Below are 22,636 nucleotides of genomic sequence, written 5' to 3'. Positions count from 1 at the left end.
GGAAAACCCAGAGATCACGCCCGCCGGGGCGCCGCCAACCGCTCGCGCCGCAGCTGGTCCACCTCGGACAGCTCCAGCGGCGGCAGCTCGCCGACCACCTGGGCCAGCATGTGGTCCGCGAGCTGGGGATTGCGCGCCAGGCACGGACCGTGCAGGTAGGTCGCGATGACGCTGCCCTGCACCACGCCGTCGAATCCGTCGCCGTCGCGGTTGCCCGCACCCGTGACCACCTTGGCCAATGGCGACGCGTCGGGGCCGAGAACCGTTCCGCCGCGGTGGTTCTCGAAGCCGGTGAGCCGGTCGCTGAGGCCGGTTAGCAACGGCTGGGACACCACTTCGCCGATGGTCCGCTTCGGCTGCGGCGAGGTCGTCACGTCGAGGAGGCCGACGCCGTCGACCCGCTCGCCCGACGACGTCTCGTACCAGTGGCCGAGAACCTGGATGGCCGCGCAGATCGCCAGCACCGGAGCGCCTCTCGCGGCGGCCTGCTGCAGGCCGGGGTGGCGGATGAGATGCTTGGTGGCCAGGCGCTGCGCGAAGTCCTCGGCGCCGCCGAGCGTGTACAGGTCGAGTTCGGCGGGCACGGGATCGTCCAGCGTGATCTCGACGATCTCGGCGTCGATTCCACGCAGCGTCAACCGCTTTCGCAACACGACGGAGTTGCCGCCGTCGCCGTAGGTCCCCATCACGTCGGGCAGCACCAGCCCGATCCGCACCGTCGACTCGCTCGAGCGCGGGGTCATCGCTTCACCGCCCGACTCAGCTGCGAGAACGCCGTGTAGTTGGCGACGACCTCGACGTGACCGGGCGGGCAGGACGCGATGGCTCGAAGCGGGTTGTGCACCAACGTGTGTCGCACACCGGCATAGCCGAGCCGCACCGCCAGGTCGGTGGCCCGCTCACCGGCCGCGACGACGGGATGGTCGACGAAGTGCTCGAAGTTGACGTCCCACAGCCAGGACAGGTCCTCGCCGTCGGGCACCTGGCCGTTGACCGAGATCACCACCGAGCCGGCGTCGGTGTCCACCATCGACAACGCCTCCTGCCAGCCCGCGGGGTTCTTGGCGAGCAGCATCCGCACGGTGTGCTTGCCGACCTGGATCGTGGAGTACCGGCCCGCGACCTCGTCGACGCCCTCGACGGCCGCGACCGCGGCGGCGGGATCGGCGCCCAGCGTGACTGCCGCCGCGATCGCCTGGGTGGCGTTGCCGCGGTTGACGGTGCCGGGCAGCGACAGCGCCATCGGCAGCGACAGCCCGTCGGGTCCGTGGACGTGGGTGTCGTCGTACCACCACTGCGGCGTGGGCCGGGAGAACTCGGTGCCGGTCGAGTGCCAGTGCACCCCGTCGCGGACGATCACCTCGCCGCTGCGCGGGCAGCTCACCGAGTCGTTGGCCCAGCCGCCACCGGCCGCGACCCACACGACGTGCGGGCTGTCGTAGGCCGCCGACGTCATCAGCACGTCGTCGCAGTTGGCCACGACGACCGTGTCGGGGTGCCGGGCCAGACCGCCGCGCAGCGTGCGTTCGATGTGGTTGATCTCACCCACCCGGTCGAGCTGGTCGCGGGACAGGTTGAGCAGCACGACGACCTCGGGGTCGACGGCGTCGGCGACGTGCGGCACGTGCATCTCGTCGACCTCGAGCGCGGCCAGCGAGGCGTTCCGCGACCCGGCGAGCGCCGCGATGAGCCCGGCGTCCATGTTGGCGCCCTCGGCGTTGGTGGCGACGGGCCCGACCGTCGCGAGCGCCGCCGCGGTCATCCGCGTGGTGGTGGACTTGCCGTTCGTGCCGGTCACGACCACCGAGCGGCGGTTCCGGCCGAGCTGGGCGAGCACCGACTTGTCGATCGTCATCGCGACCAGGCCGCCGATCATGGCGCCGGCGCCCCGGCCGGACACCCGCGACGCCCAGCGCGCCGCGGCTCCGGCGCCCAGGGCGAGCCGCCCGCGCGCGGACATCGTGCTCCGCTCCAGCCCTCTGGTCATCCCGGGAAGTCTAGAAGGGGTGAAGTGCGTGGGCGACACGCGGCGCTGGGGAGGTGGGGTTGTCGGGGCGCCGTGCCATCCTCGAATTCGTGAGTGTCGTCTGGGGCCGACCGGCCACCGAACCCGGAGCGGGTTGGGCGGTCGTCGACGTCGAGACGACGGGCTTCCGCCCAGGACAGGCGCGCATCGTCAGCGTGGCCGCGCTGGCGGTCGGGGACGACGGCAACGTCGAGGGCAGCTTCTCGAGCCTGCTGAACCCGGGCGTCGACCCCGGCCCGACCCACGTACACGGCCTGACGTCGGAGATGCTCGCCGGGCAGCCCACGTTCGGCGACGTCGTCGACGACCTCAGGGACGTGCTGCGCGGCCGCACGATGGTGGCCCACAACGTCGCGTTCGACTACTCCTTCCTGGCGGCCGAGGCCGAACTGATCGACGCCGAACTCCCGATCGACACGGTGATGTGCACGGTGGAGTTGGCGCGGCGGCTCCGGCTGGGCTGCGAAAACCTCCGCCTGGAGACGCTGGCCGCGCACTGGGGCGTCACGCAGATGCGGCCGCACGACGCCCTCGACGACGCGCTGGTGCTCGCGCAGATACTCAAACCCTCGCTGGCCGGCGCGCACGACCGCAGGACGTGGCTGCCGGTGCGGTCGGTCTCGCGGCGGCGCTGGCCCAACGGGCGCGTCACGCACGAGGAACTGCACTCGCTGAAGACCGTCGCCGCGCGCCTACCGTGCCCGTATCAGAACCCGGGCCGATTCGTGCCCGGCCGCCCGCTGGTGCAGGGCATGCGGATCGCGATGTCGACCGAGGTCACCCACACCTACGAAGAACTGATCGAGCGCATGCTGCACGGCGGGTTGGCGTTCACCGACGCCGTGGACCAGCAGACGTCGCTGGTGATCTGCGACCGCCCCGAGCCGGACCAGGGCCGCGGCTACCAGGCCGGCGAGATGGGCATCCCGCTGGTCACCGACGCCGACTTCATGCGTCTGCTCGACCGCGTCGTGGGCGGACGCGACGTCGAGCCGTTCGTGGAGCCGACGTCCGCGGGCGATCAGTTCACGCTGTTCTGACCGGTCCGGCGCCGGCTGCGGCATACGTCGACGTGACCGTCGGGGCGCGGTAGCCGCCGTCCCGCATCGCGATCTCGACGGCGTCGGTCACCGCACCGGCGCGGTCGGTGGGGACGAGCACGATCACGCAGCCCCCGAAGCCGCCGCCCGTCATCCGCGCACCGAACGCGCCTGCCGCGACGGCGGAGTCCGCGATCGCGTCGAGGTGGGCGGTGGTGATCTCGAAGTCGTCGCGCATCGAGGCGTGCGAGGCCGTCATCAGTCGTCCCGCCGCGCCGAAGTCCGCGGCACGCACCGCGGCCACGAAGTCGAGCACCCGCGCGTTCTCGGTGACGATGTGACGGGCGCGCCGCCCGTCGACCGGATCGCGGACGGCGTCGAGTGAGTCGTCGGCGCCCACCTCGCGCAGCGAGGCGACGCCGAGGTCGCTTGCGGCGCGCTCGCACGAGTCGCGCCGTGCCGCGTACTCGCCGCCGGCGTGCTCGTGGACGGCGTGCGAGTCGATCAGCAAAAGCGTGACGCCCGCCGCGTCGGGGTTGAACGGCACGGGTTCGACGGTCACGTCGCGGAAGTCGATGAGCAGTGCCCGTCGCGGTTCGCCGAACAGCGCCGACAACTGGTCGAGCAGGCCTGTCGGCGCACCCACGTACTCGTTCTCCGCCCGCTGCGCGAGCCGGGCCTGGGTGATGCGGTCGAGATCCGGGCCCGACGCCGTCAGCGCACCGAGTGCGGCGCACTCCAGGGCGGCCGACGACGACAGGCCCGCGCCGATCAGCACGTCGCTGGTCAACCGGAGCGTGCCGCCGGTGACGGGATGACCCCCCTCGCGCAGCGCCCACACCACGCCCGCCACGTACGCGGCCCAGCCCTCGACGTCGCCCGGCCGGGTGTCGAGCGGGACGACGACCGATCCCTCGAGGTGGTCGCTGTGCACGGTCAGCACGTCGGTGTCGGCCGGGTCGTACCGGGCGACGGTGCGCTCCGGCAGGGCGATCGGCAGTGCGAAACCCAGGTTGTAGTCGGTGTGTTCGCCGATCAGGTTGATGCGTCCCGGCGCGGCCCAGCTGATCACGACGCCACCTCGCGCAGTCGGGCAGCGACGGCCTCGGGGGTGACGTCGCTGATGTAGGCGTCCATCGCCGATTCGGAACCGGCGAGGAACTTGAGCTTGGTGGCGCTGCGGCGGATCGACATCAGCTCCACGTGGAAGTAGCCCTGCCGTTGCGCGCCCACGCCGGTGTACTGGTGCAGCGCCGAGATGTACGGCAGGGGGGTGGGATACAGCCGATCGAAGCGGCCGAGCACGTCGAGGTAGACCTCCACGAACGCGTCACGCTCACCGTCGGTGAAGTCGATCAGGTTCGCCACGTGGCGATTCGGATAGACGTGCACCTCCACCGGCCAGCGCGCGGCGAACGGTACGAACGCGGTGAACGACTCGTTGCGCGCGATCACGCGGCTGCCGTCGGCGACCTCGGTGGCGAGAATGTCGGCGAACAGGTTGTCCCCGGTGCGCCGGTGGTGGGCGTCGGCCTGTCGGAGCACGGCGGCGGTGCGCGGGGTCAGGAACGGGTAGCCGTAGATCTGTCCGTGCGGGTGGGTCAGCGTGACGCCGATGTCCTCACCGCGGTTCTCGAAGCAGAACACCTGCTCGATGCCGTTGCGTGACAACATGTCCGACGTGCGGTATCGCCACGCGTCCACCACCAGGCGGGCATGCGACGGGTTGAGGCCGGCGAACGAGGCATCGTGATCGCTGGAGAAGCAGATCACCTCGCAGCGGCCGTGGCCCGGTGCGGCGAGGAAGCCGCGGCCGTCGTCGTCGGGCAGCGTGAACGTGGTGTTGACGTCGGCGCCCGACAGGCTCGGGAAGCGGTTCTCGAAGACCACGACGTCGTAGGCGGGCGCGGGGATCTCGCTGCGATCGCCCGTGGGCCCCGGGCACAGCGGACACTGGTCGGGCGGCGGCTTGTACGTGCGGTCCTGGCGCAGCGCGGCGATGATCACCCACTGCCCGGTCTGCCGGTCGAATCGCACCTGCGACGACTGGTCGACGCGCGGGGGGAGTAGGCGGCGGTCGGGCACGGGTGCGGCGGAATGTCCTGGCAGCGAAAAGAAGTACTCGTCGCGTCCGTCGGCGAGCGTCCAGTGCAGCGGATCGGTCACGACCCCACCTCGGCGACCCGCAGTTCGCCCACCTCGGCGGCGACGACCGCGCGGTCGGTTTCCGCGAGACCGTCGTCGACGATCAACGTGTCCACCCGGTTCAGTCGGGCGAACACGTTGGTGCCGATCTCCCCGTACTTGGTGTGATCGGCCAACACCACGAGCCGCGCGCCGATGTCGATCAGCGTCCGATTGACCTGTGCCTCGGCGACATTCGGTGACGTCAACCCCACCCGGGGGTCGAAGCCGTGCACGCCGAGGTAGGTGGCGTCGACCCGGAAGGACGCGATCGTGGTGTCGGCGACGGGTCCGACCAGGGCGTCGGACGGCGTGCGCACCCCGCCGCTGAGATAGGTCTGCGGGGCCGCGCTGCCGTTGTCGGTCGGGTCGGTGAGTGCGGCGAACACGCTGAGCGAGTTGGTGATCACGGTGATGCTGGGTCGGTGCCGGAGCACGCGGGCGAGTTCGGTGGTCGTGGTGCCCGCGCTGATCGCGATGGTCATGCCGTCCTCGACGGTGCCCGCGGCCACCTCGGCGATCGCGGCCTTCTCGGCGCGCTGCTGGGACGCCTTGACCGACGACCACGGTTCCTCGCCGCGGTTGTGCCGCAGCACCGCGCCGCCGTGCACCTTGCGCAGCAGACTCTGCGAGTCGAGCGAGTCGAGGTCGCGGCGCACGGTCATCTCGGAGACGTCGAGTTCGAAGGCCAGGTCCGCGACGCGCACGGATCCCCCGGCCTGCAGCGTGCGCAGGATCGCGGCGCGGCGTTCAGCAGCGAGCATGGGTTCCTCTGCTAGTGGGATTCGCACATTATCAAACAAGATGGGGCACTTCCGGCCGTTTTGGCGGCGGAGGCTGTTACTTTCTGCAAGTTCCTGTTTGAATCTGTGATGAACGCACTCCAAAGAAGGAGTTGACCCATGACCAGCACCCTGGTCGCCGAATCCGTATTGCGGCTCGACGTCGGCTTTCTCGACTACTCGCTGATCGCCATCTACTTCGTCTTCGTGCTCGGCATCGGCTACATCGCCCGCACCCAGATCTCCACCAGCCTGGACTTCTTCCTCTCCGGACGGAAACTGCCCGCCTGGGTGACCGGCCTGGCGTTCGTCTCGGCCAACCTCGGCGCGGTCGAGATCATGGGCATGGCCGCCAACGGCGCCCAGATCGGCCTGTCGACCATGCACTACTACTGGATCGGCGCCGTGCCGGCGATGCTGTTCCTCGGCGTGGTGATGATGCCGTTCTACTACGGCTCCAAGGTGCGCAGCGTGCCGGAGTTCATGCGCCGGCGCTTCGGGCCCGGCGCCCACCTGGTGAACGCGATCAGCTTCGCCGTCGCGCAGGTACTGATCGCCGGCGTCAATCTCTTCCTGCTGGCCACCGTCATCAACGTGCTGCTGGGCTGGAACCGGTGGCTGTCGCTGATCGTCGCGGCCGTGATCGTGCTGACCTACACCGCGCTCGGGGGCCTGTCGGCGGCGATCTACAACGAGGTGCTGCAGTTCTTCGTCATCGTGGCCGCGCTGGTCCCGCTGACCATCTTCGGGCTGATCAAGGTGGGCGGCTGGAGCGGGCTCAAGGACAAGCTGATCGACACCGTCTCCGACGGAGCGGTCACCGCCTCGGTCAACGAGCAGCTCAACACCTGGCCGGGGCAGGCGCTCAGCGGATTCGACAGTCCGGTGTGGTCGGTGGTCGGCATCGTCTTCGGCCTGGGCTTCGTGCTGTCGTTCGGGTACTGGACCACCAACTTCGTCGAGGTGCAGCGCGCGATGGCGTCGGACTCGATGTCGTCGGCGCGCCGCGCGCCGATCATCGCGGCGTTCCCCAAGATGTTCATCCCGTTCGTGGTCGTGCTGCCCGGCATGATCGCCGCCGCCGCGATCGGCGACATGATCGACTTCAAGTCGGCCGGCACCGGGGACATCACCTACAACGACGCGATGCTGCTGATGATCCGCGACATCCTGCCCAACGGCCTGCTGGGCGTGGCGATCGCGGGCCTGCTGGCCTCGTTCATGGCGGGCATGGCGGCCAACATCTCGGCCTTCAACACCGTGTTCAGCTACGACATCTGGCAGACCTACGTCGTCAAGGACCGCCCGGACGGGTACTACATCGGGGTCGGCCGGATCGCCACGGTCGCGGCCACCGTGCTCGCGATCTTCACCGCGCTGATCGCGGCCGGCTACTCCAACCTGATGGACTACCTGCAGACGTTGTTCGGGTTCTTCAACGCGCCGCTGTTCGCGACGTTCATCCTCGGCATGTTCTGGAAGCGGATGACGCCAACGGCGGGCTGGATGGGTCTGGTCGCCGGCACGCTGTCCGCGATCGGCGTCTTCCTCCTCGGCGAGGCGGGCGTGATCGCCCTGCCCGGGCAGGGCGTGCCGTTCGTTGCGGCATCGGCGGCGTTCGTCGTCGACATCGTCGTCAGCGTCGCGGTCACCATGGTGACCCGGCCGAAGCCCGTCGCCGAGCTGGCGGGCCTGGTCTACTCGCAGACCGACGTGGACATCTTCCGCGATCCCGACGGAGCCGGAAAGCCGTGGTACCAGAAGGCCGTTCCGCTGGCCAGCGTCGCACTCGTCCTCGTCATCGCCCTCAACCTGCTCTTCCACTGACCCCCGGGAGCATCGATGTCCGACCCCTACACACCCCAGTCGCGGTTCCGCTTCTTCGACATCCGCAACATCATCGGCGCCCTGCTGGGCATCTACGGCGTGCTGCTGACCCTCGCCGGGTTCTTCCCGCAGATGCTGGCCGAGCACTCCGACGCGGCGGCCGAACGCAACCGCACCGACCTCTACATCGGCACCGACGCGAACTGGTGGGTGGGGCTCGTCCTGCTCGGCGTCGCCGGCCTGTTCTTCGCCTGGGCGGTGCTGCGGCCGGTGGTGCCCGACGAGCCCGACGTCGTCGAGGAGCGCACGCGGACCGAGTGATCCGCCGATGACCGACGCCCGGCGGATCACCCTCGCGAACGGCGCGTGCACGGCGGTGTTCACCGACTTCGGGGCGCGGCTGCTCGAACTGCACGTGCCCGACGCGCACGGCACGCTCGCCGACGTCGTGCTGGGGCGGCCGTCGCTCGCCGAGGTCGACGAGGCCTACATGGGCGCCACGGTCGGGCGCTGCGCCAACCGCATCCGCGACGGCCGCGTCGACATCGACGGTGTGCCGATCCGGTTGAGCCGCAACGAGGGTGGCAACCACCTGCACGGTGGGTCGCGGGGCTTCGATCGGATGATCTGGTCGGCCGCCGAGGAGGGCGACGCGGTCGTCTTCTCGCGGATCTCGCCGGCCGGCGAGGAGGGCTATCCCGGCGCGCTGGCCGTCAGCGTCACCTACCGGCTCGTCGGTACGTCACTGAGCGTCGACGTCCGTGCGACCACCGACGCCCCCACCATCGTCAACGTCGTCCACCACTCCTACGTCAACCTCGGTGGGCACGACGCGGGTAACGTCGCCGATCACGTTCTGCTGGTGCGTGGTTCGGCCTACCTGCCGGTCGACGGGGCGCTCCTCCCGACCGGCGAGATCCGCCCGGTGGCGGGGACGCCGTTCGACTTCCGGACGCCGGCACCCATCGGTGGGACGGGCGTCGACGTCGACCACACCTGGGTGCTCGACGGTGCGGGTACCAGGGAGGTCGCCGTGCTCGTCGATCCCGCCAGTGGACGCCGGATGTCCGTGTCCACGGATCAACCCGGCCTGCAGGTCTACGCCGGCGGGCACCTCGGCGGCCTCACCGCGAAGGGCAGCGCCGGCACGTACCGCGCCGGCGCCGGCGTCGCGCTCGAGGCCCAGCACTTCCCCGACACTCCGAACCACCGCCACTTCCCGTCCATCGCACTGCGCCCCGGCGAGACCTACGCCAGCACGGTGCGGTTCGACTTCTCGGCGACGTAGCGCGTCGTCACTCCAGGCGCCCGGGCGAGGTTGGCAGCGCATTCACAGGCCGGACCCCCAGCCGACTCACAGCACGCCGAGTGCAGGATGGCTTCGTCGGATCCGATGGAGAAGGGGGTGCGCCGACGATGCTGGACTGGTCGTTGCTGACGGGCCCCGTTCCCGTGGTGTTCGACGTGCTCTCGGTCGTCGCCGGGTCGTGGCTGATCGCCAGTGTCCTTACCTCGGACCGGCGCCCGCGCGGGAAGGCCATCGAGCTGGTGGTCTGCCTGACGGTCGCCGTCGTCACCACCGCCGTCCTCGACCACATGGCCCGCGCGGTGTGGCTGCTGTTCCCCGACCGGCTGGCACCGGCGATCTACGCGTGGGTGGGCGCGGGCTTCTTCGCGGTGGCACTGGCCATCTCGCGTGGCGCGAGACGGCCGCGGCGCGGCATCGTGCTGTCGGTGGTGGCTGCGCTGGTCGTTTTCGCCGCGTGCGCCAACCAGGTGAACGCGATCTACGGCACGTATCTCACGCCCGGTGACCTGTTCGGTGTCGCCCACCACGACGACATCGCCCTGTCAGACGTCGTCAACGACGTGCGCGTCCTGCCCGACGCCGATCCGGTGGACTCGGCGTGGACGCCGCCGGACGGCATGTCACTGCGCGGCAAGATGACCTCAGCGGTCATCCCCGGGCGGTCGTCGGGGTTCACGGCGCGACCCGCCGCCGTGTATCTGCCGCCCGCATACTTCTCGAACCCCCGGCCCCGGCTGCCGGTGCTGGTGCTGCTGGCCGGGCAGCCCGGCGACCCCGACGACTGGGTGAGCGCCGGCAAGCTGGCGTCCATCATGGACCGGTTCGCCGTCCAGCACGCCGGTCTCGCACCGGTGGTGGTGGTCGCGGACGCCACCGGCAGCCGGTTCGCCGATCCGCTCTGCGTGGACGGTCCGCGCGGCAACGCCGAGACCTACCTCGTGAGGGACGTCCCGCAGTGGGTCGCCCAGCACCTGACGGTCGACCCGGACCCGGGCGACTGGGCGATCGCCGGCGCGTCGTACGGCGGGACGTGCGCCCTGCAGCTGGGCACCAACCACCCCGAGACGTACCCGACGTTCCTCGACATCTCGGGGTCGAGCGAACCCACGCTCGGCACGCGCGATCGCACGGTCAAGGAGGCGTTCGGCGGCAGCGACGCGGCGTTCGCCCGGGTCAACCCGATCGACCTGATGCGCGGGCGGAGCTTCCGTGGCAGCGCCGCCAGGTTCGTCGTCGGCGCCGGCGACCGCGATGCGCGCAACGACGCGCACCGGGTGCTGGCCGCCGCCACCGGTTCCGGGATGAACACCCACTACGACGAGGTGCCGGGCTCCCACGACTGGCGATGCTTTACGGCCGCCTTGGCCCTCGAGCTGCCGTGGCTGGCGCAGCGGACCGGGCTGACGTCCTGACCGGTCAGCTCCGCGCGGCGCGGTTGACCGCGGACACGACCGCACGCAGCGAGGCCGTGGTGATCGACGTCGCGATGCCGACACCCCACACGGTCCTGCCGCCGATCGAGGCCTCGACGTAGGCCGCGGCCTGGGCCTCCTCGCCCGCGGACAGGGCGTGCTCGGAGTAGTCCAGCACCGAGACGTCGTACCCGATGGCGCCCAGGGCGTCCACGAACGCGGCGAGCGGACCGTTGCCCGCGCCCTCGATCTCGCGCTCCTGGCCGTCGACGAGCACCGTCGCGACGATCGAGTCGGTGCCGCCGTCGACCTCCGACGCGTCGACGCGCTGCTTGATGCGCTCCAACGGACGGATAGGCGACAGGTACTCCTCGGCGAAGACGTCCCACATCTCCTTGGGCGACACCTCGCCGCCCTCGCCGTCGGTGATCTTCTGGATGGCCTGACTGAATTCGATCTGCAGTCGACGCGGCAGCGCCAGACCGTGATCGGCCTTCATGATGTAGGCGACGCCGCCCTTGCCGGACTGCGAATTCACCCGGATGACGGCCTCGTACGTGCGGCCGACGTCCTTGGGGTCGATCGGCAGATACGGGACCTGCCACAGCATCTCGTCGACGTCGGAGTCCGCCTCGTCGGCGGCGACCTTCATCGCGTCCAGACCCTTGTTGATCGCGTCCTGGTGGCTGCCGGAGAACGCCGTGTACACCAGGTCGCCGCCGTAGGGGTGGCGCTCGTGGACGGGCAGCTGGTTGCAGTACTCGACGGTGCGGCGGATCTCGTCGATGTTGGAGAAGTCGATCTGCGGGTCGACGCCGCGGCTGAACAGGTTGAGGCCCAACGTCACCAGGCACACGTTGCCGGTGCGCTCGCCGTTGCCGAACAGGCAGCCCTCGATCCGGTCGGCACCGGCCTGGTAGCCCAATTCGGCTGCGGCAACGGCTGTTCCGCGATCGTTGTGCGGGTGCAGGCTCAGGATGATGGAGTCGCGGCGGGCCAGGTTGCGGCTCATCCACTCGATCGAGTCGGCGTACACGTTCGGCGTCGCCATCTCGACGGTCGCGGGCAGGTTGAGGATCAGCGGGGCATCGGGCGTCGCGCCGACGATCTCGCTCACCGCATCGCAGACGTCCTTGGCGTACTCCAGCTCGGTGCCCGTGTAGGACTCCGGGCTGTACTCGAAGCGCCACACCGTGTCCGGGTACTTTGCGGCCTCCTCGACGCACATGCGGGCGCCGTCGGTGGCGATCTTCTTGACGGCCTCGCGGTCGGCCCGAAACACGACGCGGCGCTGCAGGATCGACGTCGAGTTGTAGAAGTGCACGATCGCCCGCGGGGCGCCGGCGCACGCCTCGAACGTCCGCGCGATCAGCTCGGGCCGACACTGCGTCAGCACCTGGATCGTGACGTCGTCCGGTACCGCGCCCTGCTCGATGATCTCGCGGACGAAGTCGAAGTCCGTCTGGCTCGCCGACGGGAAGCCGACCTCGATCTCCTTGTAGCCCATGCGGACCAGCAGGTCGAACATGCGGCGCTTGCGCTGCGGGCTCATCGGGTCGATCAGCGCCTGGTTGCCGTCGCGCAAATCGACCGCACACCACATCGGGGCAGTCTCGACGACCTTGTCCGGCCAGGTGCGGTCGGCCAGCGTGATCGGCTCGACCTCCTCGGCGAAGGTGCGGTAACGGCTGACCGGCATCTGGGTGGCGCGCTGGGTGTTCCACGCGGGCTGGCCGGGGTGCGGCGGCCCTGCGGGAGTGGAGATGCTGCGGGCGCTGCTGAAGGCGTCCGGGGAATCGGGGGAGAACGTGGTCATGAGGTGGCTCCGGGTTCGTCTGTGGTGAACGTCAGACCGGCATCGCGAACACCCGCGACGGAGAGCCAGTCCGAGTCAGACTCCGTCGCGGCGCCCGAGGAGGAGCACACGCTGCACGGGCTAGACCTTACTCCGGGCCCGCGGCGGGGCAAAACGGCGGGCTTTCTCGTCGAACTGGAGAGTCACGTCGCCCGATGGGCGTCTCGGCGACGTGACTCTCCAGTTCGGTGCGTCGCGAGCGGTCAGACCTGCGCGTCCGGGAACGCGATCACGGACAGGAAGCGGATGGGCAGCTCGACGAGGTCGACGGGGCCGTGGGCGCCCTCGCCGTCGATCTGCAGCGAGTCGCCGGGATGCAGGCGGTACACCGACCGACTGTGGCTGTAGTCCATCACTCCCTCGAGCATGTAGATGAACTCGGTACCGGGGTGCTGGAACAGCGGGTAGGTCTGGCTCGTCTCGGTCAGCGTCACGTGCAGGCATTCGAGTCGCTTGTGCTCGCCGCGCAGCGAGCTGAGCAGTTCGTACTGGTGACCCTGCCGGGTGCCGTTGCGGACGATCTCCGCGCCGGTGCCTGCCTTGACGAACGCCGCCGGTCGTTCCACGTCGGCTCCGCGGAACAGGCTGGTGACGGGCACGTCGAGGCCCTTGGCCAGCAGCGCCAGCGTGGACAGGCTGCACGACGTCTGGGCGTTCTCGATCTTGGACATCATCGCCTTGGAGATGCCCACCCGGTCGGCCATGTCGGCGACGGTCAGGCCGTGCCGCTGCCGGAGCTGGCGCACGTTGCGTCCGATGGCCGCCTCGAATTCGAGGTCCTCGACGGGCTCGTGCGGATCGCGCTCGCGGGCCGTCCCGGACTGGTTGCGCAGCAGCGGAACGTCGCTCACGGTCACGCTCCTCTCGGCTACCGCATCTCCCCGGCCCCGACGTACGGGTACGGGCTCTTGAGCAGTGTGCCATCGGCGAAGCGGCTCAGCCGGAAGTCGTCCTCGGGGATGCGGGAGTCGCCGCTGCGGCCGTCGATCACCAGGTCGGCCACCAGTCGCCCGACGGCCGGCGCGATCTTGAAGCCGTGTCCGCTGAATCCGGCGGCCACCAGCAGTCCGTCGACGTCGGTCGCCGAGATCACCGGATTCCAATCGGGCGTGACGTCGTAACAGCCCGCGTAGCTGCTGCTGATCGCCGCGTCGGTCAGGCCGGGGAAGCGGGTGCCCACCCGGTCGACCACCAGGTCGACGAAGTCGTCGGTCGCGCGGTTGAGGTAGCCGTCGGGGTCCGCGGTCTCGCCGTGCGACAGATCGCTGTTGCCGAACAGCAGGTCGCCGTTCGGCTCGGGCCGAATGTATTGCAGCGACACCAGATCCGAGAACACCGGCACGCCGGTGACGTCGACGCCGGGGGCGATCAGGACGATCTGTTCCCGGACCACCTCGACCGGGACGTCCACGCCGTGCGGCGAGAGGAACGGCTTCGTCCACACGCCGGTCGCGACGACGACGGTGCCCGCGGCGATCTCGCTGCCGTCGCGCAGCCGCACCCCGGTGGCCCGGGCGCCGTCGATCAGCAGATCGGTGACCTCGGCGCCCTGCCGAACCCGCACCCCCGCGGCGCGGGCGGAGACCGAGAAGGCCTGCGCTGTCTGATACGCGTCGCCGTAGCCGCCGCGCGCCTCCCAGCCGAACGCACCGAACGGCGTCAGGTCGGCGTGTGGCCACATGCGCGCGACCTCGTCGACGTCGATCTCCTCGGTCTCGACGCCCACCGAGCGCTGCGCGGCGAGGCTCTTGCGCAGGGAGTCGACGTTCCGTTCGCCGACGCCCACCACGTAGCCCGTCTGCCGGAAGCCGATATCCTGGCCGAAGACGTCCTCGGCGGTCTCGAACACCTCGAGACCGACGGTGGCCATCGCGGCGAGCGAGCTGACGCCGTAGTGGCATCGCACGATGCCCGACGACTTGCCGGTCATGCCGGAACCGACGGTGTTGCGTTCGCACACCACGACGTCGGTGACGCCACGTTGGGCCAGCGCCCACGCCGCGGCGGTGCCCTCCAGGCCGCCGCCGACGATGACGACGTCCGCGGTCTCGCTCACGCGCCCGCCCCGGGGGTCGAACGTGACGCCACTGCGAACTCTGCCGCGGATTGTCGCCGTGGCGTCACGCTCGGCGGACGGACGCTCACGTGCCGGGGATCCAGTTGGTGCCGGCCAGCGGGATCCGCGCCATCGCGGCGGCTTCGATGGTGATCGCGACGAGGTCCTCGGGTTCGAGGTGGCAGACGTGTGCCTTGCCGCACGCGCGGGCGATGGTCTGCGCCTCCATGGTGAGCACCCGCAGGTAGTTGGCCAGGCGCCGGCCGCCCTCGACCGGGTCGAACCGGGCCGCGAGTTCGGGATCCTGCGTGCTGATGCCCGCGGGATCGCGACCGTCCTGGAAGTCGTCGTAGAAACCCGCTGCGCTGCCGAGCTTCTCGTATTCGGCGGCGTACTTCGGGTGGTTGTCGCCGAGTGCGATCAGCGCCGCGGTACCGATCGCCACCGCGTCGGCCCCGAGGGCGAGCGCCTTCGCGACGTCGGCACCGTTGCGGATGCCACCGGACACGATCAGCTGCACGCCACTTCGGTGCACGCCGAGTTCCCGGAGCGCCTGCACGGCCTGCGGGATGGCGGCCAGCGTCGGGACGCCGACGTGCTCGATGAACACCTCCTGCGTGGCGGCGGTCCCGCCCTGCATCCCGTCGACCACGACCACGTCGGCGCCGGCGTGCACGGCGAGCTTCACGTCGTAGTAGGTGCGGGTGGCACCGACCTTGACGTAGATCGGCTTCTCCCAGTCGGTGATCTCCCGCAGCTCGTTGATCTTGATCGTGAGATCGTCGGGCCCGGTCCAGTCTGGATGCCGGCACGCCGAGCGCTGGTCGATGCCCGGCGGCAGCGTCCGCATGCCCGCCACCCGATCGGAGATCTTCTGTCCCAGCAGCATTCCGCCGCCACCCGGCTTGGCGCCCTGTCCGAGGACCACCTCGATGGCGTCGGCCTTGCGCAGGTCGTCGGGGTTCATGCCGTACCGGGACGGCAGGTACTGATAGACGAGGTGCTTGCTCTGCCCGCGCTCCTCGGGGGTCATGCCACCGTCGCCGGTGGTGGTCGACGTGCCGACCGCGCTGGCACCGCGCCCCAGCGCCTCCTTCGCCGGACCCGACAGCGCGCCGAACGACATGCCCGCGATGGTCACCGGGATGTCCAGGTGCAGTGGGTACTTGGCGTGCCGCGCGCCGAGGACGACGTCGGTGCCGCAGCGCTCGCGGTAGCCCTCCAGCGGATACCGCGACATCGACGCCCCGAGGAACAGCAGGTCGTCGAAGTGTGGCAGCGGCCGCTTCGCGCCCCACCCGCGGATGTCGTAGATGCCGGTGTCGGCGGCGCGCTGGATGGCCGCGATGGTGGCGCGGTCGAACGTGGCGGACTCGCGCAGGCCGTCGCGTGCCCGGTCGTCGGATGCCGTGCTCATCAGTAGCTTCCCGAGTTGTCGACGTGAAAGTGGTAGAGGTCGCGGGCCGACCCGTAGCGGGTGTACGCGGCGGTGTCGTCGTCCTCGAAGCCCGCGGCCTTCAGCAGGCGGCCGAGCTCCTCGTGGTGTTCGGGGCCCATGGCCTTGGCGATGCAGTCCGCGCCCAGCGACGTGATCTCGCCGCGCACGTAGATGCGGGCCTCGTAGATCGAGTCACCCAGCGCCTCGCCGGCGTTGCCGCGGACGACGAGCGTGCCGGCCTGGGCCATGAACGCACTCATGTGGCCGATGTCGCCACCGACGACGATGTCGACGCCCTTCATCGAGATGCCGCACCGCGCAGCGGCGTTGCCCTCGATGACGAGCAGTCCGCCGTGGGCCGTCGCGCCTGCGGACTGCGAGGCGTTGCCCTTGACCCACACGGTGCCGCTCATCATGTTCTCGGCGACACCGGTGCCGGCGTTGCCGTCGATGACGACGTCCGCCTGCTGGTTCATGCCGGCCGCGTAGTAGCCGACGTGCCCGTCGACGGTCACGGTCACCGGCGCGTCGATGCCGACGGCCACGTTGTGGGCGCCCGCGGGGTTCTCGATCACGAAGCGGCCCCGAAGGTCCGGCGCGTGCAGGGCCGTGTTGACCTCGCGCAGCGGAATGGTCTTCAGGTCGAATCGGGTCACCGCGTCCATGCGTACACCACCTCGGGTTCGGGCTCCCAGATCGCCGCGCGCTCGACGCCGGGCAGGCCGGACAGTGCGCGGTACTCGCTGGCCATCGCGACCCAGTCGTCGGTCTCGGCGATGACGGCGGGCTTGCAGGCGATCGCGTCGCGGACGATCGCGAACGAGTCGCGGTTGGACACCAGCAGCGTGTAGAAGCCGTCGAACGTCGAGCAGAGATCCTTCAGTGCGGTCTCGACGTCGTAGCCCTTGGCGAGGCGGTCGGCGACGAAACGCGCACCCACCTCGGTGTCGTTCTCGCTGTCGAACTGCACACCGGCAGCGCGCAGTTCGCGACGGATGGTGGCGTGGTTCGCGAACGACCCGTTGTGCACCAGGCACTGGTCGGGTCCGACCGCGTAGGGGTGCGCGCCCGACGGCGTGACCGCGGATTCGGTTGCCATCCTCGTGTGGCCGACGCCCTGCCAGCCGCTCGCACCGGCGAGGCCCCATGCGTCGGTCAGCGTCCTGGGGTCGCCGACGCCCTTGAGCACGGCGAGGTCGTTGCCGAAGCCCGCGACGAGCGAGTCCGGGTAGGCGGCGGCGACCGCCGCGCGCAGCGTCTCGACCGTCACCTCCGCGGTGACGAGGTAGGTGGCGTCGAGCACCGACACCGACACGGGGACGTCGAGTCCCGCGCCGACGGCGGTGCGGACGGCGTCCGGCCCGTCGCTCACCTCGAGGACGGACACGCAGGCCCGGCCGGGTGGCGTCCAGGTGGGATCGCCGTAGACGGCGACGCCCGCCGAGTCGCTGCCGCGGTTGGACATCTCGCACAGCATCCCGGTGAGCAGCTCGCCGAGTCGGGGGTGGAGGTCCGGGTTGCGCAGGTGCAACCCGACGATGCCGCACATGGGGTGGTTCCTCTCGTGACGGGTGATTCGTGCACGCGCAGCCGCGGTGAGCGCGGCTGCGTGTGCACGAATCGCTAGAAGGCGGTGAGGTACTGGTCGACCTCCCACGGGCTGACCGTGCCGTGGTAGGTGAAGAACTCCTCGCGCTTGAGGTTCGCGAAGTAGCCGGACACGCCGTCGCCGACGGTGTCGAGCACCCCGGTCAGGACGGGGTCGGCCTGTAGGTCGTCGACGGCGTGCAGCAGGGTCGGCGGCAGGGTGCGGCCGGATCCCGCGCCGAGGGCACCCGGGTCGAGGCTGCGCTTGATGCCGTCGATGCCCGCGCCGAGCGCCCCGGCGATCGCGAGGTACGGGTTGGCCGAGCCGTCCCCGCCGCGCAGCTCGACGCGCTGGTCGTCGGGCACCCGCACGTAGTGGGTACGGTCGTTGCCGCCGTAGGTCGGCGTCCGCGGTGCCCACGACGCACCGGACGCGGTCGTCACCGCACCAGTTCGCTTGTAGGAGTTGACCGTCGGCGCGATCACGGCCTGCAGTGCGCAGGCGTGGTCGAGGATGCCGCCGATGAACGCGTACGCGGTGTCGGACAGGCCGAGCCCGCGGTCGTCGGCGTCGTCGGGGAAGACCGGCGTGCCGCCGCTGGTCAGCGAGAGGTGCAGGTGCAGGCCACTTCCCGTGCGGTCGGCGAACGGCTTGGGCATGAAGGTGGCGATCATGCCGCGGTCGGCGGCGATCATCGACAGCAGGTAGCGCAGTGTCACCACGCGGTCGGCGGTGGTCAGGGCGTCGGCGAACTGGAAGTTCTGCTCGAACTGCCCGTTGCCGTCCTCGTGGTCGTTGGCGTAGTTGCCCCAGCCGAGGGCGTTCATCGCCGTCGAGATGGTGGTCAGGTGGTCGTACATCCGGGTGACGCCGCGGGCGTCGTAGCAGGGCTGGTCGGCGGTGTCGTCGGCGTCCGCGGTCACCAGGCCGCCGGCGTCGTCGCGCTTGAGCAGGAAGTACTCCACCTCGGCGCCGACCCACGGTTCGAAGCCGGCGTCACCGGCGCGGGCGATCAGCGACTTGAGGATGACGCGCGGCGCGTACGGCCACGGCTGCCCCTCGACGTGCGGGTCGCAGTGCACGATCGCGAGGCCGTCCTTGATGAACGGGATGGGGGTGAACGACGCCGGATCGGGGATCGCCACCAGGTCGGGGTCCTTGGGTTCCTGGCCCATCGCGCCGACGGCGTACCCGGCGAAACCGACGCCCTCGGTGGCGAGTTGGTCGACCGCCTCGACGGGGACGAGCTTCGCGCACGGCTTGCCGCGCAGGTCCACGAACAGCGCGAGGATGAACGTCGTGCCCGCTGCGGCGGCGCGCTCCGCCAGGGATCCGGTGTCGGTCGTCATGTTAGCCCCGTCTCTTGTCAAGAATCAAAGTATCACCGCGTGAAACAACGTGCAGCGCGAAGAACCCCGGCCGACGCGGGTGAGCGCGCCGGCCGGGGTCCCTGGGTCAGACGACGGTCACGAGGTGGCCATGTCGTAGGAGGACTCGCGGTGGAACGCCGCGTCGATGCCCTGTTCCTCTTCCTCGGGCGAGACGCGGATGCCCATCGTCTTCTTGATGGCGAAGGCGATCGCGAACGCGACGACGAACGAGTAGGCCATCACCGCGAACGCGGCGACCGCCTGCTTGCCCAACTGCTCGATGCCGCCGCCGTAGAACAGGCCGTTGATCCCGTTGGGCATGCCCTCGCTGGCGAACAGGCCGATCAGCAGGGTGCCGACCACGCCGCCGACGAGGTGGACGCCGACGACGTCGAGGGAGTCGTCATAGCCGAACTTCGACTTGAGGCCCACCGCGTAGACGCAGATCGCACCGGCGATGGCGCCGACGAAGATGGCGCCGACCGGCGTGACCGCGCCACAGGCGGGAGTGATCGCGACCAGGCCGGTGATCGCACCGGACGCCGCGCCGACGCCGGTCACGTGGCCGTCCTTGACCTTCTCCACGGCGAGCCAGGCCAGCGTCGCCGCGCAGGTGGCGACGAACGTGGTGACCATGACGATCGCGGCCGAGTTGCCCGCGGCCAGCGCCGATCCGCCGTTGAACGCATACCAGCCGGCCCACAGCAGGCCCGCGCCGAGCAGCGTCAGCGGGACGTTGTGCGGCTTGCGCAGCTGGCCGAACATCGCGGACTTGCCGAGCACGATCGCGACCGCCAGCGCCGCGGCGCCCGCGTTGATGTGCACCGCGGTGCCACCGGCGAAGTCGATCGCCCCGAGGCTGTTGGCGATCCAGCCGCCGACGGAGTTCTCGGTCACGACGCCGTCGAACGCGAACACCCAGTGGGCGACGGGGAAGTAGACGAGGACGGCCCATACGGTCGCGAACAGCATCCACGCGCCGAACTTCATGCGGTCGGCCACGGCGCCCGAGATCAGCGCCACGGTGATCGCCGCGAACAGCGCCTGGAACAACGCGAACAGGCTCACCGGCAACCCGGAGATGGTGGTCTGCGACTCCAGCAGGTCCTTCATGCCGGCGAACTCCGTGAAGCTGCCGACGAAGCCGCCGTAGGAGGTGCCGAACACCATCGAGAAGCCGAACAGCACCCAGAGGACGCCGACGATCGCGACCGCGCCGAACGTCATCATCATCATGTTCGTCGAACTCTTCACCGAAACCATGCCGCCGTAGAACAGCGCCAGGCCAGGGATCATGAGCGTCAGCCCGATGATGCAACACAGCATGAAAGCCGTGGTGCCGGTATCCACTACATCCATCGTCGTACTTCCTTCTCGCGCTTCGTTGGAACACGTGGCGGCCACTCGACGGACCGTTCATTGGCAGTAACTGACGCTCGTGTTACGTGGAAACACGCGCGATGTTGCGGTGATGTAACAGTTCCCGTAGCAAATCCTGGGAGCGGCGTAACCGACCGTTCACCGCGGGACACCGCGAGGCAATCCGGACCGCCCGGGTGACCGGCCGACCGCGGCCTCGTGCCAGAGTCGAGACGTGAGACGACGCCGGCCACTGTTCACCGTGGTGGTGCTCGTCGCCTTCCTCATCGGCGGCAGCATCTGGTGGCTGTTCTTCCGCAACGAGTACTCATCGGCGGAGTGCGCGCCGGTGCGAGAGCTGTTGTCCTACAACAAGGCCGAGGTCGACGCGCTCAACGCCAAGACCCACGTTCCCGAAGAGGGCTCCTACGAGGCGGCGAGAGAACCCAGCGACATCGACTACCGGGCGTGGTCCGACGGGATGTCCGACCGCGCCGACAAGGTGACGGCAGACGGCCTGGCGGGTCAGGCCCGCGAGCTGGCGCAGACCATCGACCGCCTGGTCGGGGCGAAGATCGACTTCAACGCGCAGACCCGGGCGACCGCGCCGGGCAGTAACGGCCCCCAGGCGCTGGCGATGGTGGTGACCGCCTTCAACGACGAGTTCGAGACACGGGTCGGCCAGCTGTCGCAGGCGTGCCCGGCGTGAACGGTGTCGCCCCGCTCGCCCCTGCCCCCGTCCTAGAGTGAGCCCATGTGCACACGGGTGGTCTACCTCGGAACCAACGATCGTGTCGTGACCGGTCGCTCGATGGACTGGAAGACCGAGATGGGGACCAGCCTGTGGGCGTTCCCGCGCGGGATGACGCGCACGGGAGAGGCCGGACCGGGCTCCCCGGAGTGGACGTCGACGTACGGCAGCGTGATGGCCTCGGGCTTCGACATCGCGACCACCGACGGCGTCAACGAAGTCGGTCTGGCCGTCAACCTGTTGTGGCTGGCCGAATCCGAGTACCCCGCGCCGACCGCCGACGGACCGGCCGTCTCGGTGTCACTGTGGGGCCAGTACGTGCTGGACAACTTCGCGACCGTGTCCGACGCGGTGGCGGCGCTGACGGCGACGCCCCTGCGGGTGGCCACCGCTGAGATCCCGGGTCAGGACCTGTCGGCGACGGTGCACCTGGCGATCTCGGACCCCAGCGGCGACAGCGCCATCGTCGAGTACATCGACGGCCACCAGGTGATCCACCACGGCAGGCAGTACCAGGTGATGACCAACTCACCCATCTTCTCCAAGCAACTCGCGATCACCGAGTACTGGAAGGAGATCGGCGGCACCGTGATGCTGCCCGGCACCAGTCGCGCCGCCGACCGGTTCGTGCGCGCGTCGTTCTACGTCGATGCGATCCCCAAGACCGACGACCCGCTTGTGGCTGCCGCGTCGGTGCTGAGCGTGATGCGCAACGTGTCCGCCCCGTACGGCATCGCGACGTCGGACGAACCCAACATCTCCTCCACGCGCTGGCGGACCGCGATCGACCACAAGGCGCTGCGCTACTTCTTCGAATCCGCACTGTCGCCCAACACGTTCTGGGTCGAGCTGAAGAACATCGACTTCACCGAAGGCGCGCCCGTCCTGCGGCTCAGCCTCGGCGAGGGTGAGAAGACGATCTACGCCGGCGACGCCAGTTCGAGCTTCGAGCAGGCCGCCCCGTTCGCGTTCCTCGCGGTGGGTTAACGCTCCAGCGGTAGGCCCCAGCGACCCGCGAACGCGACGTCGGCCAGCGGCAGGCGTTCGCGCGGCCGGGAGTCCCGCTCGACGATCTCGGGCGCGGCGTCGGCGTAGTCGCCCAGCGTGCCCACCGCGACGACGGCGATCGGTCGTACGCCGTCGGGGATGCCGAACGCCGACCGCGCGGCGTCGGCGTCGAACCCGGCCATCGGGTGCACGACGAGACCGCGGGACACCGCCTCCACGCTGAGGTTCGCCATCGCCGCCCCGGCGTCGACCGCCGCGTAGCGGGCGGTGTTCTCGTCGTCGCCCTCGTCGGCACAGACCAGGACGAGCGCCCCCGCGGCGTGGGCGTAGGAGTTGCCGCGCTTCAGCGTCGCGGCCAGCGCGACAAAGGTCTCGTCACCGCGGACCCCGACCACGAACCGGACCGGCTGACGATTGCCCCACGTCGCCGCCCACCGCGCCGCCTCGAGCAGCGCGGTCAGCTGGCCAGCGGAAACGTCGGCACCGGGGTCGAAGGCCCGTGGACTCCACCTCGCTGCGAGGTCCGGGTGGATGGGCACCAGCGTGGGTGCCGACCGGTCGGCGGGACGGGAGGTCACGGTGTCTCACGCTACCGGCGGACGGCGAGGGAAAAATCGGGTGCGGATACCCC

Annotated in this window: 21 protein-coding genes; 7 read left to right on the top strand and 14 right to left on the bottom strand. The window is 70.0% G+C overall.

Annotated elements, in window-relative coordinates; all coding sequences use genetic code 11:
* Positions 1-14: 14 nt before the first annotated feature.
* Together AC1MEY_RS20355 and AC1MEY_RS20350 are read right to left on the bottom strand one after the other, a co-directional pair.
* Positions 15-743, bottom strand: coding sequence for a type 1 glutamine amidotransferase (locus AC1MEY_RS20355; RefSeq protein ID WP_480227210.1), 729 nt, complete (start codon positions 741-743; stop codon positions 15-17).
* Entirely contained in the window at positions 740-1,960 is a 1,221-nt protein-coding gene (locus AC1MEY_RS20350) for a MurT ligase domain-containing protein (protein WP_480231590.1), read from the bottom strand. Before AC1MEY_RS20350 ends, AC1MEY_RS20355 begins: the two co-directional genes overlap by 4 nt.
* A gap of 116 nt (positions 1,961-2,076) precedes the next feature.
* Between AC1MEY_RS20350 and AC1MEY_RS20345 the strand changes: the two genes are divergently transcribed.
* Positions 2,077-3,066 (top strand): DEDDh family exonuclease, encoded by a 990-nt coding sequence (locus AC1MEY_RS20345; protein WP_480227209.1) that lies wholly within the window; start codon positions 2,077-2,079, stop codon positions 3,064-3,066.
* Here AC1MEY_RS20345 and AC1MEY_RS20340 read toward each other — a convergent pair.
* Genes AC1MEY_RS20340 through AC1MEY_RS20330 form a run of 3 tightly spaced genes read right to left on the bottom strand, consistent with a single transcriptional unit; the run spans position 3,053 to position 6,014 of the window.
* Complete coding sequence (locus AC1MEY_RS20340) at positions 3,053-4,138, bottom strand: galactokinase (RefSeq protein ID WP_480227208.1); 1,086 nt, start codon at positions 4,136-4,138, stop codon at positions 3,053-3,055. The genes AC1MEY_RS20345 and AC1MEY_RS20340 overlap by 14 nt on opposite strands.
* Complete coding sequence (gene galT, locus AC1MEY_RS20335; protein ID WP_480227207.1) at positions 4,135-5,232, bottom strand: galactose-1-phosphate uridylyltransferase; 1,098 nt, start codon at positions 5,230-5,232, stop codon at positions 4,135-4,137. Before galT ends, AC1MEY_RS20340 begins: the two co-directional genes overlap by 4 nt.
* The gene (locus AC1MEY_RS20330) at positions 5,229-6,014 is read right to left on the bottom strand and encodes a DeoR/GlpR family DNA-binding transcription regulator (RefSeq protein ID WP_480227206.1); all 786 of its coding nucleotides are present in this window, start codon (positions 6,012-6,014) and stop codon (positions 5,229-5,231) included. The genes galT and AC1MEY_RS20330 overlap by 4 nt, the downstream gene beginning before the upstream one ends.
* A gap of 138 nt (positions 6,015-6,152) precedes the next feature.
* On the opposite strand from AC1MEY_RS20330, the gene AC1MEY_RS20325 reads away from it, so the two are divergent.
* The 4 genes from AC1MEY_RS20325 to AC1MEY_RS20310 all read left to right on the top strand — a co-directional run bounded on the left by AC1MEY_RS20325 (position 6,153) and on the right by AC1MEY_RS20310 (position 10,580).
* A complete protein-coding gene (locus AC1MEY_RS20325; RefSeq protein WP_480227205.1) occupies positions 6,153-7,859 on the top strand; it encodes a sodium:solute symporter family protein in 1,707 nt (568 codons plus the stop codon).
* 15 nt (positions 7,860-7,874) lie between these two features.
* Positions 7,875-8,180 carry a hypothetical protein gene (locus AC1MEY_RS20320; protein ID WP_480227204.1) on the top strand — a complete coding sequence of 102 codons (306 nt, stop codon included), beginning with the start codon at positions 7,875-7,877 and terminating at the stop codon, positions 8,178-8,180.
* A gap of 7 nt (positions 8,181-8,187) precedes the next feature.
* A complete protein-coding gene (locus tag AC1MEY_RS20315; RefSeq protein WP_480227203.1) occupies positions 8,188-9,147 on the top strand; it encodes an aldose epimerase family protein in 960 nt (319 codons plus the stop codon).
* 128 nt (positions 9,148-9,275) lie between these two features.
* On the top strand, positions 9,276-10,580 hold the full coding sequence (locus tag AC1MEY_RS20310) for an alpha/beta hydrolase (RefSeq protein ID WP_480227202.1): 1,305 nt from the start codon (positions 9,276-9,278) through the stop codon (positions 10,578-10,580).
* Between the two features lie 4 nt (positions 10,581-10,584).
* Here AC1MEY_RS20310 and leuA read toward each other — a convergent pair whose 3' ends face one another.
* The 8 genes from leuA to AC1MEY_RS20270 all read right to left on the bottom strand — a co-directional run bounded on the left by leuA (position 10,585) and on the right by AC1MEY_RS20270 (position 20,237).
* Positions 10,585-12,396, bottom strand: a complete 1,812-nt coding sequence (gene leuA / locus AC1MEY_RS20305; RefSeq protein WP_480227201.1) for a 2-isopropylmalate synthase — start codon at positions 12,394-12,396, stop codon at positions 10,585-10,587.
* A gap of 242 nt (positions 12,397-12,638) precedes the next feature.
* Complete coding sequence (locus tag AC1MEY_RS20300; protein WP_480227200.1) at positions 12,639-13,286, bottom strand: helix-turn-helix domain-containing protein; 648 nt, start codon at positions 13,284-13,286, stop codon at positions 12,639-12,641.
* 17 nt (positions 13,287-13,303) lie between these two features.
* Positions 13,304-14,491: an NAD(P)/FAD-dependent oxidoreductase gene (locus AC1MEY_RS20295; RefSeq protein WP_480227199.1), complete on the bottom strand. Its 1,188-nt coding sequence runs from the start codon at positions 14,489-14,491 to the stop codon at positions 13,304-13,306.
* Between the two features lie 85 nt (positions 14,492-14,576).
* Positions 14,577-15,908, bottom strand: coding sequence for an FMN-binding glutamate synthase family protein (locus tag AC1MEY_RS20290; RefSeq protein ID WP_480227198.1), 1,332 nt, complete (start codon positions 15,906-15,908; stop codon positions 14,577-14,579).
* Entirely contained in the window at positions 15,908-16,594 is a 687-nt protein-coding gene (locus AC1MEY_RS20285) for a protein glxC (RefSeq protein WP_480227197.1), read from the bottom strand. Before AC1MEY_RS20285 ends, AC1MEY_RS20290 begins: the two co-directional genes overlap by 1 nt.
* Positions 16,582-17,478, bottom strand: a complete 897-nt coding sequence (locus AC1MEY_RS20280) for a class II glutamine amidotransferase domain-containing protein (RefSeq protein ID WP_480227196.1) — start codon at positions 17,476-17,478, stop codon at positions 16,582-16,584. The genes AC1MEY_RS20285 and AC1MEY_RS20280 overlap by 13 nt, the downstream gene beginning before the upstream one ends.
* A gap of 74 nt (positions 17,479-17,552) precedes the next feature.
* A complete protein-coding gene (gene glnT / locus AC1MEY_RS20275; protein WP_480227195.1) occupies positions 17,553-18,866 on the bottom strand; it encodes a type III glutamate--ammonia ligase in 1,314 nt (437 codons plus the stop codon).
* Positions 18,867-18,983: 117 nt separating this feature from the next.
* A complete protein-coding gene (locus AC1MEY_RS20270) occupies positions 18,984-20,237 on the bottom strand; it encodes an ammonium transporter (protein ID WP_480231589.1) in 1,254 nt (417 codons plus the stop codon).
* A gap of 244 nt (positions 20,238-20,481) precedes the next feature.
* On the opposite strand from AC1MEY_RS20270, the gene AC1MEY_RS20265 reads away from it, so the two are divergent.
* Together AC1MEY_RS20265 and AC1MEY_RS20260 are read left to right on the top strand one after the other, a co-directional pair.
* Positions 20,482-20,955, top strand: coding sequence for a hypothetical protein (locus AC1MEY_RS20265; RefSeq protein ID WP_480227194.1), 474 nt, complete (start codon positions 20,482-20,484; stop codon positions 20,953-20,955).
* A 45-nt stretch (positions 20,956-21,000) separates the two neighbouring features.
* Positions 21,001-21,984, top strand: a complete 984-nt coding sequence (locus AC1MEY_RS20260) for a linear amide C-N hydrolase (RefSeq protein ID WP_480227193.1) — start codon at positions 21,001-21,003, stop codon at positions 21,982-21,984.
* Here AC1MEY_RS20260 and AC1MEY_RS20255 read toward each other — a convergent pair.
* The gene (locus AC1MEY_RS20255; RefSeq protein ID WP_480227192.1) at positions 21,981-22,583 is read right to left on the bottom strand and encodes a nitroreductase family protein; all 603 of its coding nucleotides are present in this window, start codon (positions 22,581-22,583) and stop codon (positions 21,981-21,983) included. The genes AC1MEY_RS20260 and AC1MEY_RS20255 overlap by 4 nt on opposite strands.
* Positions 22,584-22,636 lie beyond the last annotated feature (53 nt).

The sequence above is a fragment of the Mycobacterium sp. PTI7 genome, from assembly GCF_056679845.1.
The sequence above is the reverse complement of the archived record's forward strand: the minus strand, read 5'-3'. Positions and strand labels throughout refer to the sequence as shown.

What these genes read in the sequence shown, in the direction of transcription:
- AC1MEY_RS20355 (WP_480227210.1), bottom strand. Translation starts at nt 743, where the DNA reads ATGACCCCGCGCTCGAGCGAGTCGACGGTGCGGATCGGGCTGGTGCTG.
- AC1MEY_RS20350 (WP_480231590.1), bottom strand. Translation starts at nt 1,960, where the DNA reads ATGTCCGCGCGCGGGCGGCTCGCCCTGGGCGCCGGAGCCGCGGCGCGC.
- AC1MEY_RS20330 (WP_480227206.1), bottom strand. Translation starts at nt 6,014, where the DNA reads ATGCTCGCTGCTGAACGCCGCGCCGCGATCCTGCGCACGCTGCAGGCC.
- AC1MEY_RS20325 (WP_480227205.1), top strand. Translation starts at nt 6,153, where the DNA reads ATGACCAGCACCCTGGTCGCCGAATCCGTATTGCGGCTCGACGTCGGC.
- AC1MEY_RS20320 (WP_480227204.1), top strand. Translation starts at nt 7,875, where the DNA reads ATGTCCGACCCCTACACACCCCAGTCGCGGTTCCGCTTCTTCGACATC.
- AC1MEY_RS20315 (WP_480227203.1), top strand. Translation starts at nt 8,188, where the DNA reads ATGACCGACGCCCGGCGGATCACCCTCGCGAACGGCGCGTGCACGGCG.
- AC1MEY_RS20310 (WP_480227202.1), top strand. Translation starts at nt 9,276, where the DNA reads ATGCTGGACTGGTCGTTGCTGACGGGCCCCGTTCCCGTGGTGTTCGAC.
- leuA (WP_480227201.1), bottom strand. Translation starts at nt 12,396, where the DNA reads ATGACCACGTTCTCCCCCGATTCCCCGGACGCCTTCAGCAGCGCCCGC.
- AC1MEY_RS20290 (WP_480227198.1), bottom strand. Translation starts at nt 15,908, where the DNA reads ATGAGCACGGCATCCGACGACCGGGCACGCGACGGCCTGCGCGAGTCC.
- AC1MEY_RS20285 (WP_480227197.1), bottom strand. Translation starts at nt 16,594, where the DNA reads ATGGACGCGGTGACCCGATTCGACCTGAAGACCATTCCGCTGCGCGAG.
- AC1MEY_RS20280 (WP_480227196.1), bottom strand. Translation starts at nt 17,478, where the DNA reads ATGTGCGGCATCGTCGGGTTGCACCTGCGCAACCCGGACCTCCACCCC.
- glnT (WP_480227195.1), bottom strand. Translation starts at nt 18,866, where the DNA reads ATGACGACCGACACCGGATCCCTGGCGGAGCGCGCCGCCGCAGCGGGC.
- AC1MEY_RS20260 (WP_480227193.1), top strand. Translation starts at nt 21,001, where the DNA reads ATGTGCACACGGGTGGTCTACCTCGGAACCAACGATCGTGTCGTGACC.